This is a genomic window from Streptomyces sp. NPDC054975, assembly GCF_053609105.1.
In genome coordinates this window covers 1-14,550 of sequence record NZ_JBSGWV010000068.1, presented here as the reverse complement: position 1 = coordinate 14,550, position 14,550 = coordinate 1, and the positions used below count along the sequence as shown (strand labels likewise).

Sequence of the window (14,550 nt, the reverse complement as noted above, 5' to 3'; positions counted from 1 at the left end):
TGAGTGATCTGCTCTGCACCCCTTACCGGGGTACGGAATCCGAACGACGTGATCGATCGTCCCCAAAAAACAGGAGAGTGGCGACGCCCTCAACTCGGTAGAGGCACCGCCACCCGTCGTGACATGTTGATCATTTTTTGCGACCCCGCGCAGAGGCCCATTGGTCAAGCGTCGGGCGGCTCCGAGGGCACCACCCCCCGGAGCTCATGCCCGACTGCTGGCGCCAGACCCGATCAAAGTCGCAACGTCAGCGCCCTCAATGTATGGCCTAGGCCGTGCGAAGAATCCCCGAAAGTTGGGGGTTACCCAAGAGTAGGGCCGTGAACCCCCTGCACTGGGGGATTAGCCCCCTCTGGAACCCAGTGAAGCAGGGAGGGGCGCCACGCACCCGTGTGGGTGACAAGTTGCGCCCATCCGTGGGATATCGTCGATGCCCCCGAACAGCTTGATAGCAGCCCGGGGGCGAGGAGTTGACCGGAACTCACCAATCCGGTCCCTCTTCGCCAGCACAACAACTGCATGGCGCCAGACCCGATCCCATAGCAACGAATCCAGAGGAATAATGACGTTCCTTGTCGCTGCCGTTTTGATCGTCGCGATCATTGCGGCCACCATCGCCTACACCGTCCGCACGCTGCGCTTCACCCCCGCGCGCATCGCCACCGTGATCGTGGCGATCATCGGCCTCGTGATCGCGCTCCCCAAGGCCTTTGACGCCCTCCAGCCCCAGGCCCAGCCGCCGGTGACCGTCCCCGCCAACCCCAACACGGTCCCGGCGGTGAAGTGATGACGTTCTGGAAGCGAAACGAGCCCCTGCAGGTCGGGTCCCGTTTCTACGAGATCGACATCACCACCGGCCGCATCGACCGCGACAAGCGCCCTTTCCGGCTCAGCAGCGTGTTCGAGCGCAACCCCTTCATGCGCGAGCTTCCCGCCGATCTGCGCGCCAGCTTCAAGGAGCTGGCCCAGTCCAGCTCCCGCGAGCACCGTCGGCAGGCCGAGCTGCGCGGCCCTCAGGGCGGGACCGCGGTGCACATAGTGCTGCGGGGCTGCGTCGCCGAGCGGACCCAGATCGGCGCCTCCACCACGGTGCGCATCCTGGGCGCCGGCGCGGTCCTCGGCTGCATGGAGGTCTTCGACGAGAAGATGGCCACCCCGACCGCGGTCTGCCTGAACGACACCTGGACCGTCTACATGCCAATGGACCGGATGCGCGTCGTGGCCGAGTCCGCCCCGGCGCTGATGAAGGCCATCGGCATATCGGTCACCGACCGCATCGAGGCCACCGAGAGGATCTACAACCGGCACAACCTCAAGTCGGAGCAGCGGCTTGCCGGTCTGCTGGGCCACCTCGTCATGCACTGCGCGGTGCCCGGTAAGAAGTACGACTTCATGGTTGAAGGCCCCTCCCAGAGCGACCTTGCGGATGCCCTCGGCCTGAGCATCGGCTCTGTGGAGTCCGCGATGTCCGCCCTCCGCGCCAAGGAGATCGTGATCACCGGCTACCGCACCTACGAGTTCCCCTCGCTCCGCCGGCTGCTGGACGCCAGCGAGATGGCTTTCCCGCCCGAATCCCTGGCCGGCGCCCTCGCGAAGATCTGACGCGGGCTCCGTCGCCCCGCGCCGGTGTTGGCCGCGGATGTGAGATGCGTGACCAACACCGGCGCGACGGGGCGTCTCGGCGTCTTTCCGGACGGTTGAACCGGCAAGAGGACCCCGCCTCGGACGCTGAATCGCTCAGCGTCAGCATCCCGCTGACACTCCCTTCGCTGCACCGGATTGGGCAGCTGTTCGGTCCAAATTTTGCGGTGGCGTCAGTGCAGGGCCTTCAATCTGGGTGCACGTGCTAGCGGGAAGCCGGAGAATCCGGGCCTATGAACACGGAACAGCCCGTTCGGCGCTTCGGCCCCCAGTTCGTCGCCGAACAGCGTCAGCGCTACGGCAGGCGCCCGCCGGAGAATCGGATGCTCTCCTACGACCAGGCGGTGCTCGACGAGTACGAGCCCTGGCGGATCTGGCTGGACGAGCAGCTCGCCGTCCTGCCCGAGGCAGCCGCCTCCGCCTTCGCCACGAACCTCTGGCGCGACCAGAACTTCTGGCCCGACTTCATCGAGCTCGCCGCCGGCGCGGCGCTGCGGCAGCGAGGCTTCAGCGTTGAGTACGAGCGGCAGTGGGGCACGCAGACACCGGACTGGACTGTCGTCAGCGAGAACGGTGAGCCGGTCGCCCTGGTCGAAGTCCTCACCCACAGTCCCCAGAAGGGGACGACCGCGAAGATCAGGGCGTGGCACGGACTGGTCGAGCGCCTCAAGCAGATACCGGTCCCCGTCGTCTTGACGGTGCACGGTGACCCCTCCCGGCCGCTCGACACCCCTGATGCACGCACCTCGAAGAAGATCGCCCAGGATCTCCGCCGGGCGCTGCTCTCCCCCTTTGTGCACCAGGCCGTATTCCGGAGCGAGGGCTACACCTTCCTGCTGCGGGCCGACCCGCGTACGGGCCAGGCCATGAAGCCCCCCGGGATGAGTACGATCCTCGTCCCCCCGAGCAACATGGCCGGTGTCGTTTCTGCGCAGCCGGTCACCGCCGGGATCGAGAAGAAGGTCAGTAAGTACCGTGCGCTTGCCCGGGAGGCCGGACTCCCGCTGATCGTGGCGGTCGGCGCCGACAAGTTCACCGGCCTCCAGCTCCAGCACTTCGATGACCTGCTTCAGGGCGTCGCCACGATCAGCGTGCAGTTCGACTTCGGTGACTCGTTCATCCACCACCCCGTCGAGGTCGACCCGTTCAACCCACCGCGCTGGACCATGCCTCCTGAGCTGGCTGGCGTGCTCTGGGTGAACAACGAGTTCCCTTTCACCACCGCCTGGCGACTCAACCCCGCCACGGCAACCCCTGTGCCTCCCGCGCTCACCGTCCAGGAGTCGGCTTCCTCCGACCCCGACCCGGATAGGCCACCACTGTTCCAAGCCGTGCCGCGGGATCCCACGACCCGGTCGCCTGCCCACGCCGATCGACGCTAGATGCCTGGTCACGGTCAGAGATCGGCTGCTAGCGGGGTGCTAGACCTAGCGGCTCCGGGTGCTAGATCTAGTGGCGTTCACACGAGCGGGCGATGGCGGAAGGGGCGGTTCGGCGAGACGCTGCTCTGCTGGGGACACCGGAACGACAGCGTGCAACGCTCCGCTCCTGAGACGAGGGACAACAGGCTGGCACCTTGCGGTGCAACGTCGCTTAACTGGCCACCGACTGACTCGAACTCAGCCACCCAAACCTCGAGAGTGCTTACATGGCGGCTGGACGACTTGCAGCACCAGGTTGGAGCGACGGAAGTCATCTCGGCCCCTTGACCATGGCCCCCGGAAGGCACCGGAGGGGTCCCGCTCGGTAGCCCGGCGAGGCCCCCTCGCAGAGCCTGGTGGCAAGCAGTACGGGGGCTTGAGGAGAGCCGCTGAACGAGGGGAAAGCAGCAGATGGAAGTGCCCACGCCAGAGCAGGACCCGTTCACCGAGGCGGCCGGTCAAGCGTTGGAGACCGCCGTCACAGCTGTGCGTCTGGTCCTGGCGATCGCAGACGCCGTGCGGCGGCACCAGCAGCGCCAGAAAGGCCTCGAGGAGCGGCTGCCTCCCTCCGAGCCGTCGGTGAGTGAGGCGTCTGGAGAACTGAAGCAATCGTTCCCGTTGGACATCGCCACGGCCCTGACGGCGGGTGCGGACTGGCCGCGGATGGCACAGGAGCTGGTGGCCCTTCGGCGCGCCGGTGTGGATCTGGGTGAATTCCTTCCGCGGGTCAGTGAGATCGCGGCGACGATACGGGAGGCGGCTGCGGCGAACGCGGAGCGAGTGGCTCGCGAGGGCACGGGGGAGTGGGAGAAGCTGCTGCGTGAGACGCTGCCGGCGGGCCCTGTGCGCGAGGCGATCCTGTCCTCGCCGGGGTGGCCCGAGATTGCGGCGACGATGGCGCGGCTGGACGCGCGTGGTGTCGACGTGCGGCAGATCCTCGCCTCGGCGCACGACGAAGGACTGGGCGTCGACCAGGCGATGGCCAAAGTGCTCGCAGGGGGCTCGACGCCGACCACGACCCGGGACGCGATGGAGTCGTACGGTCCGCTCACGATCGGCCTGAACACCCCCAGCAACCTAGATCTGTCAGATCGGGAGCGGGCACTGCGTCAGCTGGCGATCTCCACGCAGGAGAACGAGCGCTTCGCCCGGCTGGTACGGGAGGCTATGCCCGGGCGCGAGCGCGAGGCAGATCTTATGGTGACGGCGAAACAGTGGCCGCTGGTGGCCGCGTGGATGGCCAGGATGGAGACCGACGGCCAAGCAACGGCGCACCTGACGCGTGTGATGAGCGACGCGTCATGGCAGGAAGGGCCTCCATCGCAGCTTGGCGCGCGGCTGGCGGAAGCGGCGGTCGACGCCCTACGAAGGCCCTTGGGGGTGGCGAGGGCGACAGTGAACGCCACTGCGGCTCGGTCCCGGTCGTCGACGGTTCTCCCTCGCAAGGTGCAGGCGACAACGATGCAATCGCCTTCTGTGGCTGCGGTGACCAGACATCGGGAGCCGGCGCCGAGGAGCAGCAAGGTCCGGTAACCCATTGACGCCCAGGTGCCGCAGACTTGCTCGGCTCTGCGGCATCTGGTCTTACGCGTAGGCAAGAGTTCAGGGGCGGGTGGCGCCGTAGTAGTCGGCGTCCGGCATGGCGGAGGCGAGCGGGGCGATTTCGACGTTGCGGCCGGTGCGCGGTGCGTGCAACACGTTGCCGTCGCCTGCGTAGATCGCGATGTGGTAGATGGCGCTCGAGCCGCCTTTGGACCAGAACAGCAGGTCGCCGGGCTGCAGGTTGCTGCGGGAGACGGGGTGGTGGGAGGTGGCGCCGTACTGGGCGGCGGCAACGCGCGGGAGCTTGGTGGAGGGCCAGTAGGCGTACTGGACGAGCGAGGAGCAGTCGAAGCCGACGGTGGAGGAAGCGCTGCACTTCCCGCGCAAGTAGCCGTTGCGGCCGTCGCAGAAGCCGGTGGAGGGGCCGGAGGGGCCGCCGCCGCCCCAGGAGTAGGGGGTGCCGAGGCGGGTGGAGGCGCGGCGCAAGGCGTCTGGACCCTTGCCTGAGCCGGACACCTCGAGTTGGCCCGGGCCCTCGAAGCGAGGGATGGACGCCATGATCAGCCGCACGTATTTGTAGGTCTCACCCTCGGCTTCGTCCTCCGCGCGGGAGAACCAGATGGGGGGTACGCCGCGGAAGCGCTCGACGGCGCCCCATCCAGCGTTGTATCCGGCGAGTGCGAGCGCCCGTACGTCGCCGGGATAGCCAGAGTTCTTGGCCTGGCGGAGCAGGGAGCACATCAGCCGGCCCTGGGCCATCACGGCGTCACCGATGTCCCAGGGGGAGATTCGGCCGTTGCCGTCGTAGTCTCGGCCCCAGGTGGCCCAGGTGCCGGGAACGAACTGCGCGGGACCCTGGGCGCCGGCGGGAGAGGTGGCCTTGTCGGGGCTGGTCTCGAATTTGGACTCCTGCCAGAGCTGAGCAGCCAGCAGGGCTGGTGTCATTGCGGGCTGATCGCAGCCCTCGTCGGCTTTCAGGATCCACGGGCGGAATTCGCTGGGGACTCCCTGGAGTCCACCACCGCCATCGGTTGCCTCGTCCGCCTCGGCGGCGCTCTCGATGAGCACCATGGCGAGCAGGCCGAATAATGCCACGAAGGCGATCGCGAGGATCGCGGCGCCAGCTCCCAATGCCTTCACGTGTTGCCCCCCGTGCTTGCGTGTCTTTGCTATCGGGCCTGTGCGGGTCGGTGATCTGACGTACTAGACCACGAGTGAATTGCGATCGCATCGCTATTGAGACGGGTCAGCCTGCGCTGGGTCGGGCGCACGCTGGGTCGGGCGCACGCTGGTCGGGCGCACGCTGGTCGGGCGGGCTCTGGGCTGGTGGTCCGGCCCACAGAGCACCTGAATTTGGTCAATGGGCGGTTTTCAGCCGAGCACTGTTGTTCGTGACTGCGAAAACGTGGCTCAGGTGTGACAGTGTTCCACGCTAGCCTCAGTGGTCCCACGAGCCCAAGGTCGTGGCTCAAACAGAGGCGTACAGGGGGAGTTAGGGCGTGATGACCCATTCGGTGGCGTTAACCGCGCCGGGCGGTGCTGGAGTTGGGCTTCGATACGCGCTGATTCCCGTCCACGGTTTCGGCATTGCGGTGGCGACGGCGGCGCGAATGCTCGACAGCGGGGCCACCGGCGCGAATGCCCGGGTGCTGGCGCCGGGGGAGTCCATTCCTTTCGGGGCGCAGCCGGTGCTGGTGGCGGAGACGACCGTGTACGGCGCGACGTGTGTCGAGGAGATGCTGCTGCACTGGGGAGGGCTGCCGAAGCCGTGGCTGGTGCTGGTCTCTGACGCCCCGGCACGTCCGGTGGCGGACGCGCGGTATCTGGTGCGGGCCCTGGAGGGGCGGCTGGCGGGGGTGGCCAGGGTGCCGTACCTGCCGGTTCTGCGTGCCGTTAAAGGTCCCGATGAGGCTCTTGAGTACAAGGACGTCCGGGTCGCGGCGGAGAAGCTGCGGCGCACGATGGAAGGGAACTGAGCATGACCGATCTGATGGTATTGGCGGCGGACCTCATCCCGGGTGCCAAGCCGACGAAGATTCCGGGCTTGGATGGGCCAGTCTCCGAAATCTTCGGCTATGGCCTGTGGCTGCTGATCCTGGCGGGAGTCGGGGGAGCGGGTTTCGGTGTCTACAAGCTCGCGGTGGCGGACAAGAGCCGCAATGGCGGAGGGTCCGAGCCGTTCAAATGGATGGGCGGCGGCATCGCGGCCATCCTGCTGGCCGGTTCCCTGATCACGATCCTCAACGGCATCGCAGGCTAGGGGCAGGGACATGTCGCGGACGAGGGGGACCTGGAACACCAAGGGCATGTGGGCCGCGGGCGTCGTGGCCGCAGCCGTCGTCATCCTGACGGGCTATGCGATGTTCACCGGCGACGGCGACGGCGGCGGTTCGGATGCGCCGGCGAAGGGCGGGGCGAGCGTGAGCGCGTCGGCCTCCGCCAGTCCGTCGGCGACCTACGAGAGGCCGGAGGACTGGACGGAGCCGGAGCGGTGGGCTGCGTTGCCGCGGGGGCAGCGCACCGACGCGCGGGGCAGCCAAGTCGGGTTCCCGCACACCGCGGAGGGTGCGGTGGCGATGCTCGCGGCCACCAGCACCACCTCCATCGAGGGGGACCGGTCGAACGTGGACGAGCAGCTGCGGCTCTACCACTCCTACGCCGCAGAGGCCGAGCAGACGCCGGAGAATGCCGAACGCATTGAGCGGAACGCCACCAAGACGGACGAGACGATCGCGCGGAGTATGTCGGTGCCCCCGGGCAGCCCGCTGCCGTCCGGCGCCTACTTCCGTTCCCACGTGGTCGGCTTCAAGATCATCAGCAAGTCGGCCGACGAGGTCACCCTCTGGCTGCTGACTCGTGGCGTCCAGAAGAACGGCGAGATGGAGCAGGAGTCCGGCTCCTACGCGCGCGCGGTGATCGGGGCGCAGTGGGTGGACGGCGACTGGAAGCTGACCAAGCAAGCCGGCCACAGCGCCGCCAGGAAGGCGAGCGGCCAGACGAAGCCGGCGATCGTCGCGCCGGGCGACGCCGAGTTCAACGCGGCCGGATGGACCGCGATCCGGGAGGCCTCGTGAAGCAGCGGCTGACCGCGCTGCTGCTCGCCTTCGTCGCCGTGCTCGGCCTGTCCGGGCTGTCGGCACAGCCGGCCGCCGCCGACGGCATCGTCGGCGGCGGCGTCGAGGTCTTGTGCAATGCCTCCGGCGGCGGCATGTATGACGTCTTTCTGCCCGAGGGCTACGACTTCTGCGACGCGTTGGGCGACGCGGTTCAGGCGGAGTGGGAGGAGGAGTGGAAGGCGGTCTGGGACAGCGCTCTGGGCGATGTCATCAAGTCTTCCGAGGACGTCGGTAAGTGGATGGTGCAGAAGGTTCTGACGGTGGCTCTGCAAGGGCCGTCCCTGGACTTGAAGGCCACCGGTCTGTTCGGCAAGGACGCGACGCTCGCGGGCATGATGGTCTGGCTCGGCCTGGTGATCGCGGCCGCCGGAATGATGTGGCAGCTCGGCAAGATGGCGGTCACCGGCCAGGTCAAGCACGCCGGGCGGGCGATGGCGGGGTGGGTGGAGAACATCGTCCTGTCCGCGATCGGCGTCAGCCTGTTCGCGCTCCTGCTGACCGCCGGGGACGCCATGACGCAGGGGCTCGTCGACGAGGTCTTCAACGACGACCAGGCCTACGAGCGGGTCGTCAAGGTCATGCTCCCCGCCGCCATCGCCAACCCGATCATGGTGCTGGGCGTGGTCACCGTGCTGATGCTGGTCGGCTTCATCCAGCTGATCACAGTGTTTCTGCGGCAGAGCGCCATCCCCATCATCTGCCTGCTGCTGCCCGTGGCCGGCGCGGGCCGGGTCGGCGGAGACGCCACCCGCCAGTGGGCGCCCAAGCTCATCACGGCGGGGCTCGTGATCGTGACCTACAAGCCCATCCTGGCGATCATCATCTGCGTGGGGTTCGCCGAGTTCGGGAAGTCCGCGACGCTTGCGGAGTGGCTGCGCGGCTGCGCGACGCTGGTTCTCGGCGTCCTTGCTCCCGGCCCGCTGGCGAAGATTTTCGCCCCGTTCGGGGCGGCGGTCGGTGGCGGGATGGCCTCCGGCGGGGCCGGCGGCGCGCTCGGAGCGGCCGCGGATTATCTCGGCGGCAAGATGGGCGGCGGAGGAAGCGACGGCGGTGGCGGCGGTGAGCCTGCCAGCCCCGTGGATCACGCCGCGCACGTCCAGAAGTCCATGGGCAGCCAGAGTGGTGGCGCAGGCGACGAGGGCGGGGTGGGCGGTGACGCCCAGGCTCAGGCAGCCCGGAACGATGCCGCCAAGATCCCGGCACAGGCCGGTGTGGGAGCCGAAGGCGCGGGAGTCGGTGTCGGCGAGGTTGCGGCCGGTACGACCCAGGCCGCCGGTGTGGCGGCTGCGGCCACTCCCGTCGGCGTTGCCGCTGTGGGCATTCAGGTCCTGGACGGCGTCAACAACGCGGTGCAGGGCGCGGCCGGACAGATGGGTGGGGGTGACCAGAGTTGAGTGCGCATGAGGTGCCCAAGACGCTGATGGTGGAAGGCTTCCGCGCCCGGCGGTCCTTCGGGGTCGGCGGCCTGTCCAAGGGCGCGACGATGATGGCGGCTGCGGTGCTGGTCGCGGACGGCCTGATCGCCACGCAGGCGCCGGTGACGCTGCTGGTCACGCTGCCGGTGACGCTCGTCGTGCTCGGGCTGGCGGCGGCCCGCCGCCACGGCATGTCCGCGCTCGCGTACTACTGGGCCAAGCTCTCCTGGAAGCGGGCGGCGAAGATCGACGCCACTTCCTACCGGCGGCTGCTGCTGCCGCACCCCTACGCGCTGGACCTTCCAGGAGTGGGAGCCTCCTCCACCCTGATCAAGGCGCACGACCCGACCACTGGCAAGCCGGTCGGCGTGGTCCACGACCGTGCGACAGGCCGGATGACGATCAGCACGCTGCTGGCTCCCGGGGGCAGCCTGATGGCCCCTACGGGCGCCGTGCACAGCAGCCTTCAGACCTGGTCGTCTTTGCTGGACGCGATGAGTACGGACGACCAGATCATGGGTGCGTCGGTGACCATCCAGATCACACCCGGCGCCGGCGAGGCTCTCGGTGACGACGTGAAGGCGCGTCAGGACCCCCGCGCGCCTCAGCTCGCCAAACAGATCGTCAACGAACTGGTCCGCACCACCCCGCACGCCACCGCGAGCGTGGCCCCGTGGATGTCGGTCACGGTCGACCCCACCGCGTCCGCGAACCCGCCGGCCGACCTCGCCGAACAGGTCGCCGAGGCGCTGAAGGTCGTAGACTCGCTCGACCTGTCCGGCACCGGTACCGACATCGAGCGCCGCGCCACCGACATCGACCTGCGCCGCCTGGTGCGCTCCGCCTACGACCCGGCCGTCTTCAACGCCCGCGACGCCGAGTTCTCGGACCTGAGCTGGGCGGAATGCGGGCCGCAGGCCGCCGACGACGGCTGGGAGGAGTACGCGCACGACGGCGGGATCTCCATCTCATGGGTCCTGCGGGAAATGCCCCGGCGCCCGATCGCCTACAGCGTGCTGCTTCCTCTGCTGGCCCCGGGACGCTTCCAGCGGCGGATCACCCTGGCCTACCGGGTCCTGGACCCCTACGAGGGCGAGGCCGTGCTGGAGCGGGAGATCAGCCACGCTCACCATCGGGCCCAGGCGACCGCCGAGGTCAAGGGCCGCGCGAAGTGGTCGCAGCGTGCCGACGCGGCACGAGCGGAGCAAGCCGCCGCCCAGGTCGCCAGCGGCTCACAGGTCGTCGACTGGACCCTGATGGTAACCGTGACCGCCCGCAGCACCGCCGAACTGCCCGCCGCGCGCCAGGAACTGGAGCGCGCCGTGAAGGCCACGCGCAGCATCCGGATGCGCCCCGCCTACGGCGCGCAGGCCGCCGTGTTCGCTGCCGGGCTGCCGCTCGGCTACAACCCGCTCGTGAAGGACTGAAGCGATGGCGCGTACGCCGAAGCCACCGCCGGTGACCACGCCCAAGCGCGTGACCCAGGCAGCCGACCAGGCACCGACCCGTCAGGAACGGCAGGCCGAGAAGAAACTGCGGGCCCGATTCGCCCCCCGTCTGGGGTGGGGCGGCCGGTTCGGCGGCCGCACCCCAGTCGAGGACGCCGGCACCGTCTACACCGGCCCGACCACCCAGGCAGGCTCGATCTACCCATTCCTCCTCGGGAGCGGGCTGCCGCCCCGCGGCGTGCCGGTCGGCCGGGACGTCCTCACCGGCGAACTGGTGTGCATCGACCCGTCCGGCTGGACCGGCAAGCTGACCACGAACCCCGGTATGTGGGTCATGTCCCAGCCGGGCGCGGGGAAGTCCGCACTGGTCAAGCGCGTGTGCCTCGTCTACTCGGCGTACGGGCACATGGTGTGCGTCCCCGGCGACGTCAAGGGCGAGTACAGCACGCTCATCGGCGAGCTCGGCGGATCCGTCGTCCGGATCGGTGACGGCATCGGCCGCATCAACCCGTTGGACTCCGGACCGCTCAAGGGCCGCGTGGCCGCGCTCCCGCTCGACCGCCGCCAGGCGTTGCTCGACGTCCTCAACGGCCGCCGCCTGGAGACCTTGGTTGCCCTGCTGTCCACCAAACACGGACTGGGGAGGACGCCGGACGAGATCGAGCGCAGCGCACTCGACACCGCCGTGCACCTCGCCTCCGCCGGGCAGGAACCGGGCAGCGACCCGATCGTCGCGGACGTCGTCCAGGTGCTGCGCGCCGGCCCGGAGGAACTGCGGACCAAGCTCGCCGCCGACGGCGACCGCTACCAGGACCTGACCCGGTCGGTCATCGCCGGACTCGACAACCTCATCGGCGGCCCCCTGAAGGGCCTGTTCGACGGGCAGACCACCACCCCTCTCGACATCAACGCGCCCGCCGTCTCCGTCGACATCAGCGCCCTGCGAGCCCGCGGAAACGACGTAGTCTCCGCCGGGATGATCGCGACCTGGGCCTACACCTACAGCTCCATCGACTCCGCCCGCTCCATCGGCCTGATGGACCGCAAACTCGTGTTGCCCATGGACGAGATGTGGCGCGCGCTGCGCTCCGGCCCGGGCCTGGTCGACGCCATGGACGCGATCAGCCGCCTCAACCGGACCACCGACGACGTCACCATCTACGTCACCCACTCCCTCCTCGACGTCGAAGCCCTGCCCACCGAGCAGGACCGAGCCAAGGCACGTGGCCTGATGGACCGGTGCGACACCTGGGTGATCGGCGCCTCCTCCGAGGAGGAACTGCGCCGGGTCACCGGAAAGAGGTCGCTCACCGAGCAGGAGCGCATGATGATCGGCTCCTGGTCCTCGGCCACCTCCACCGGCCTGGACATCGACCCCACCGTCCTCGGCGAAGGCGGCGAGGGCCGGCCACTGGCCGAGGAGGAAGGCGCCCGGCACCCCGGCCGCGGCAAATACCTGATCAAGATCGGTACCAGGCCGGGCATCGCGGCGTCCCTGGAACTGACCAGCACCGAGAAGCGGCTCTACCGCACCGACACCAACATGCGCCGCGCGACGACCACGGGGGGCGGCAGCCGATGATGACGGAGAACGACAAGGCCTGGCTCGGCGGAGGCATCCTGTTCGGGGGAACAGCGCTCCTGTCCGCCTCCACTTGGGCCGGTGCCGCCGCCGGCGCGGCCCTGACCGGGGAACAGGTCGCACCCGCCTCCCCGCTGACGGTCTACCGGATGGCCACCGACTGGGGATCGGTGTGGGCCGACTCCGTGACCGCCTCCGCGATCGGCGCCGGGCTCCTCGACGTCGCGGTTGTCGCCCTGGTCGTGTGGAGCTTGCGCGTGACCCTGCGTTGGTTCAGGAACCCCAGCAGCCTTGCCACCTTGCACCAGGTTCGCGAGCTCACCCCCAAGCCGGCTGCCCGCACCGCGACCCGACTGCGCGCGTCCCTGAAGGACGCCAAGCCCAAGGAACTCCCGCCCAGGGACCGGGGCGTTCTCCTCGGCGACCACATGCCCTCCAAGGTGGAGCTGCGCGGTAGCGACGAGGACACCTACGTCGCCATCATGGCGCCCCGCGCGGGCAAGTCGACCTCCCTGGCGATCCCGGTGGCCGAAGAGGCGCCGGGCGCCCTGCTGATGACGTCCAACAAGTCCGACGTCTACGCCGCCACCCTCGCCTCACGCTCGCGGATCGGGCAGACCTGGGTCCTCGACACCCAGGGCGTCGCCCAGGCAGAGCGGGCGATGTGGTGGGACATGATCGCCCAGGCCGAGACGCTGGAAGGCGCCGAGCGGCTCGCCTCCCACTTCGTCACCCAGATCACCAGCGAGCAGGCCGATCCGTTCTGGTCCCAGGCCGCCGGAGACCTCCTCGTCGGCCTGTTCCGCGCGGCCTACCACGACGGCGGCACCGTCCGCGACGTCATGAAGTGGCTCTCCGACCCCAAGGAGAAAGCACCGCTCAGGGTCCTGTACGAGCGTGAGCCGGTCCTCGCCGAACAGGTCGATTCCTCTGTAAACATTGCAGAAGAGACTCAATCCGGCATTTATCAGAACGCGCGTACGGCCATGTCTGCGCTGCGTGATGAGAAGGTCCTTGCGTGGGTGACGCCCGACAAAGACCTGCCCCGCTTCGACCCTGAGCACTTCGCCACCAGCAAGGACACGCTCTACCTCCTGAGCAAGAAGGGCGGCCCTGCGTCGGCCATTGTCGCCGGGCTCGCCGATGCCGTGTTCACCGCCGGCGCGGAGGCGGGCGAACGCCACGGCGGGCGCCTGCCCGAGCCGATGCGCGCCGTCCTGGACGAGGCCGCGAACATCTGCCGCATCGCCGACCTCCCCGACCTCTACAGCCACCTGGGCAGCCGAGGCATCACGCCGCTGGTGATCCTCCAGAGCTACCAGCAGGGCGTGAAGTCGTGGGGCGAGACCGGCATGGCCGCCATGTGGTCCGCCGCCACCAAGAAGATCATCGGTGTCGGTATGGACGACGCGAAGTTCGCCCAGGACGTCTCCACCCTCACTGGCGCGCACTATGTCGAGCGCGGCTCGTACTCCAAGGGCAAGGAAGGCGTCAGCCGCAGCTACTCCGAGCAGCGCGAGCAGGTCCTCGACCCCGCCGAGATCCGTGCTATGCGCAAGGGCACCGCCCTGCTGATGTCCACCGGCATGCCCGTCGCGCAGATCGCCCTGCGCCCCTGGTACGCGGAGAAGGCCATGGCTCACATCGGGCCGCAGATGAGGGACGAGGAGGCGGCGATCACCAAGCGGGCCGTCGCCGCGTACGAGGAGAGGCAGGCCTCCCGCCGTGGCTGACGATGACGTGCCCGACTTCGAGGTGCCCGTCGGGCTGTTCCAGGACCTGGAGGACCTCAAAGCCGCAGTAACCCGCCTGACTGCGCAGGTCAAGGCCCTGGCCGAAGGCGCCGAGGCCACCGCGGGCGAGGCCTTCGCCGACGACCTCACGGAGGCCAGCGGCGGGGCCGAGAAGGGACCGGCGGCAGAGGAGGGCGAGTGGCAGTTCCCGCCGTTCATCCTGCTGCTGGACTCCCCGGCCTACGACGACGAGCTGCGCGCCCTGATCGAGTGGGTCGAGGGCGTACTCGTGCCCGGCTACCTCGCCGAGCCAAGCTCTGACGCCAGGTGGTGTCCCCTGTGGTTCGAACACCCCGTGGCCGTCGCCCGACTGCACGCGCTGTGGCTGGCCTGGCAGGAGCTCACCGACCCGGCCACCTGCGGATACACCGGCCCGTCGGTGTGGCACCGCGACCACCTCGACCCCTGCATGCGCGAACTCCGCCCCTCCACCGGCCCATTCGCCGGTTGCACCAAGGGCGAGCACCAGGTCGGTCACCGCATGCCCGGCATCGTCCCCAGCGCGTGGAATCGCGCCGACTCGTGAGGCATCCCAGTAGCGAGACGGGCGCCCTGAGCTTGGCGAGCTGGACGAAGGCCATGGGCCAGCTCC

13 protein-coding genes are annotated in these 14,550 nt (G+C 68.9%); 12 read left to right on the top strand and 1 reads right to left on the bottom strand.

Annotated elements, in window-relative coordinates; translation table 11 throughout:
- Nucleotides 1–562 precede the first annotated feature (562 nt).
- From ACWF79_RS32330 to ACWF79_RS32315, 4 genes are all read left to right on the top strand, one after another.
- On the top strand, nucleotides 563–787 hold the full coding sequence (locus tag ACWF79_RS32330) for a hypothetical protein (protein WP_384522783.1): 225 nt from the start codon (nucleotides 563–565) through the stop codon (nucleotides 785–787).
- Nucleotides 787–1,602 (top strand): Crp/Fnr family transcriptional regulator, encoded by an 816-nt coding sequence (locus ACWF79_RS32325; RefSeq protein ID WP_384522781.1) that lies wholly within the window; start codon nucleotides 787–789, stop codon nucleotides 1,600–1,602. Before ACWF79_RS32330 ends, ACWF79_RS32325 begins: the two co-directional genes overlap by 1 nt.
- 272 nt (nucleotides 1,603–1,874) lie before the next feature.
- Nucleotides 1,875–3,023, top strand: coding sequence for a hypothetical protein (locus ACWF79_RS32320; protein ID WP_453731745.1), 1,149 nt, complete (start codon nucleotides 1,875–1,877; stop codon nucleotides 3,021–3,023).
- 450 nt (nucleotides 3,024–3,473) lie between these two features.
- A complete protein-coding gene (locus ACWF79_RS32315) occupies nucleotides 3,474–4,595 on the top strand; it encodes a hypothetical protein (protein WP_453731744.1) in 1,122 nt (373 codons plus the stop codon).
- Nucleotides 4,596–4,664: 69 nt separating this feature from the next.
- On the opposite strand, the gene ACWF79_RS32310 is transcribed toward ACWF79_RS32315, so the two are convergent.
- Complete coding sequence (locus tag ACWF79_RS32310; RefSeq protein WP_453731743.1) at nucleotides 4,665–5,744, bottom strand: C40 family peptidase; 1,080 nt, start codon at nucleotides 5,742–5,744, stop codon at nucleotides 4,665–4,667.
- A gap of 362 nt (nucleotides 5,745–6,106) precedes the next feature.
- On the opposite strand from ACWF79_RS32310, the gene ACWF79_RS32305 reads away from it, so the two are divergent.
- The 8 genes from ACWF79_RS32305 to ACWF79_RS32270 are packed head-to-tail and all read left to right on the top strand — an operon-like array spanning nucleotide 6,107 to nucleotide 14,484.
- Nucleotides 6,107–6,580 (top strand): hypothetical protein, encoded by a 474-nt coding sequence (locus ACWF79_RS32305; protein ID WP_453731742.1) that lies wholly within the window; start codon nucleotides 6,107–6,109, stop codon nucleotides 6,578–6,580.
- 2 nt (nucleotides 6,581–6,582) lie between these two features.
- A complete protein-coding gene (locus ACWF79_RS32300) occupies nucleotides 6,583–6,864 on the top strand; it encodes a hypothetical protein (protein ID WP_453731741.1) in 282 nt (93 codons plus the stop codon).
- 10 nt (nucleotides 6,865–6,874) lie between these two features.
- Nucleotides 6,875–7,678 carry a hypothetical protein gene (locus ACWF79_RS32295; protein ID WP_453731740.1) on the top strand — a complete coding sequence of 268 codons (804 nt, stop codon included), beginning with the start codon at nucleotides 6,875–6,877 and terminating at the stop codon, nucleotides 7,676–7,678.
- Nucleotides 7,675–9,114, top strand: coding sequence for a hypothetical protein (locus ACWF79_RS32290; RefSeq protein ID WP_453731739.1), 1,440 nt, complete (start codon nucleotides 7,675–7,677; stop codon nucleotides 9,112–9,114). The genes ACWF79_RS32295 and ACWF79_RS32290 overlap by 4 nt, the downstream gene beginning before the upstream one ends.
- On the top strand, nucleotides 9,111–10,562 hold the full coding sequence (locus ACWF79_RS32285) for an SCO6880 family protein (RefSeq protein WP_453731738.1): 1,452 nt from the start codon (nucleotides 9,111–9,113) through the stop codon (nucleotides 10,560–10,562). Before ACWF79_RS32290 ends, ACWF79_RS32285 begins: the two co-directional genes overlap by 4 nt.
- A 4-nt stretch (nucleotides 10,563–10,566) precedes the next feature.
- Nucleotides 10,567–12,165 (top strand): ATP-binding protein, encoded by a 1,599-nt coding sequence (locus tag ACWF79_RS32280; protein WP_453731737.1) that lies wholly within the window; start codon nucleotides 10,567–10,569, stop codon nucleotides 12,163–12,165.
- Nucleotides 12,162–13,898 carry a type IV secretory system conjugative DNA transfer family protein gene (locus tag ACWF79_RS32275; protein WP_453731736.1) on the top strand — a complete coding sequence of 579 codons (1,737 nt, stop codon included), beginning with the start codon at nucleotides 12,162–12,164 and terminating at the stop codon, nucleotides 13,896–13,898. The genes ACWF79_RS32280 and ACWF79_RS32275 overlap by 4 nt, the downstream gene beginning before the upstream one ends.
- Nucleotides 13,891–14,484 carry a DUF4913 domain-containing protein gene (locus ACWF79_RS32270; protein WP_453731735.1) on the top strand — a complete coding sequence of 198 codons (594 nt, stop codon included), beginning with the start codon at nucleotides 13,891–13,893 and terminating at the stop codon, nucleotides 14,482–14,484. Before ACWF79_RS32275 ends, ACWF79_RS32270 begins: the two co-directional genes overlap by 8 nt.
- Nucleotides 14,485–14,550 lie beyond the last annotated feature (66 nt).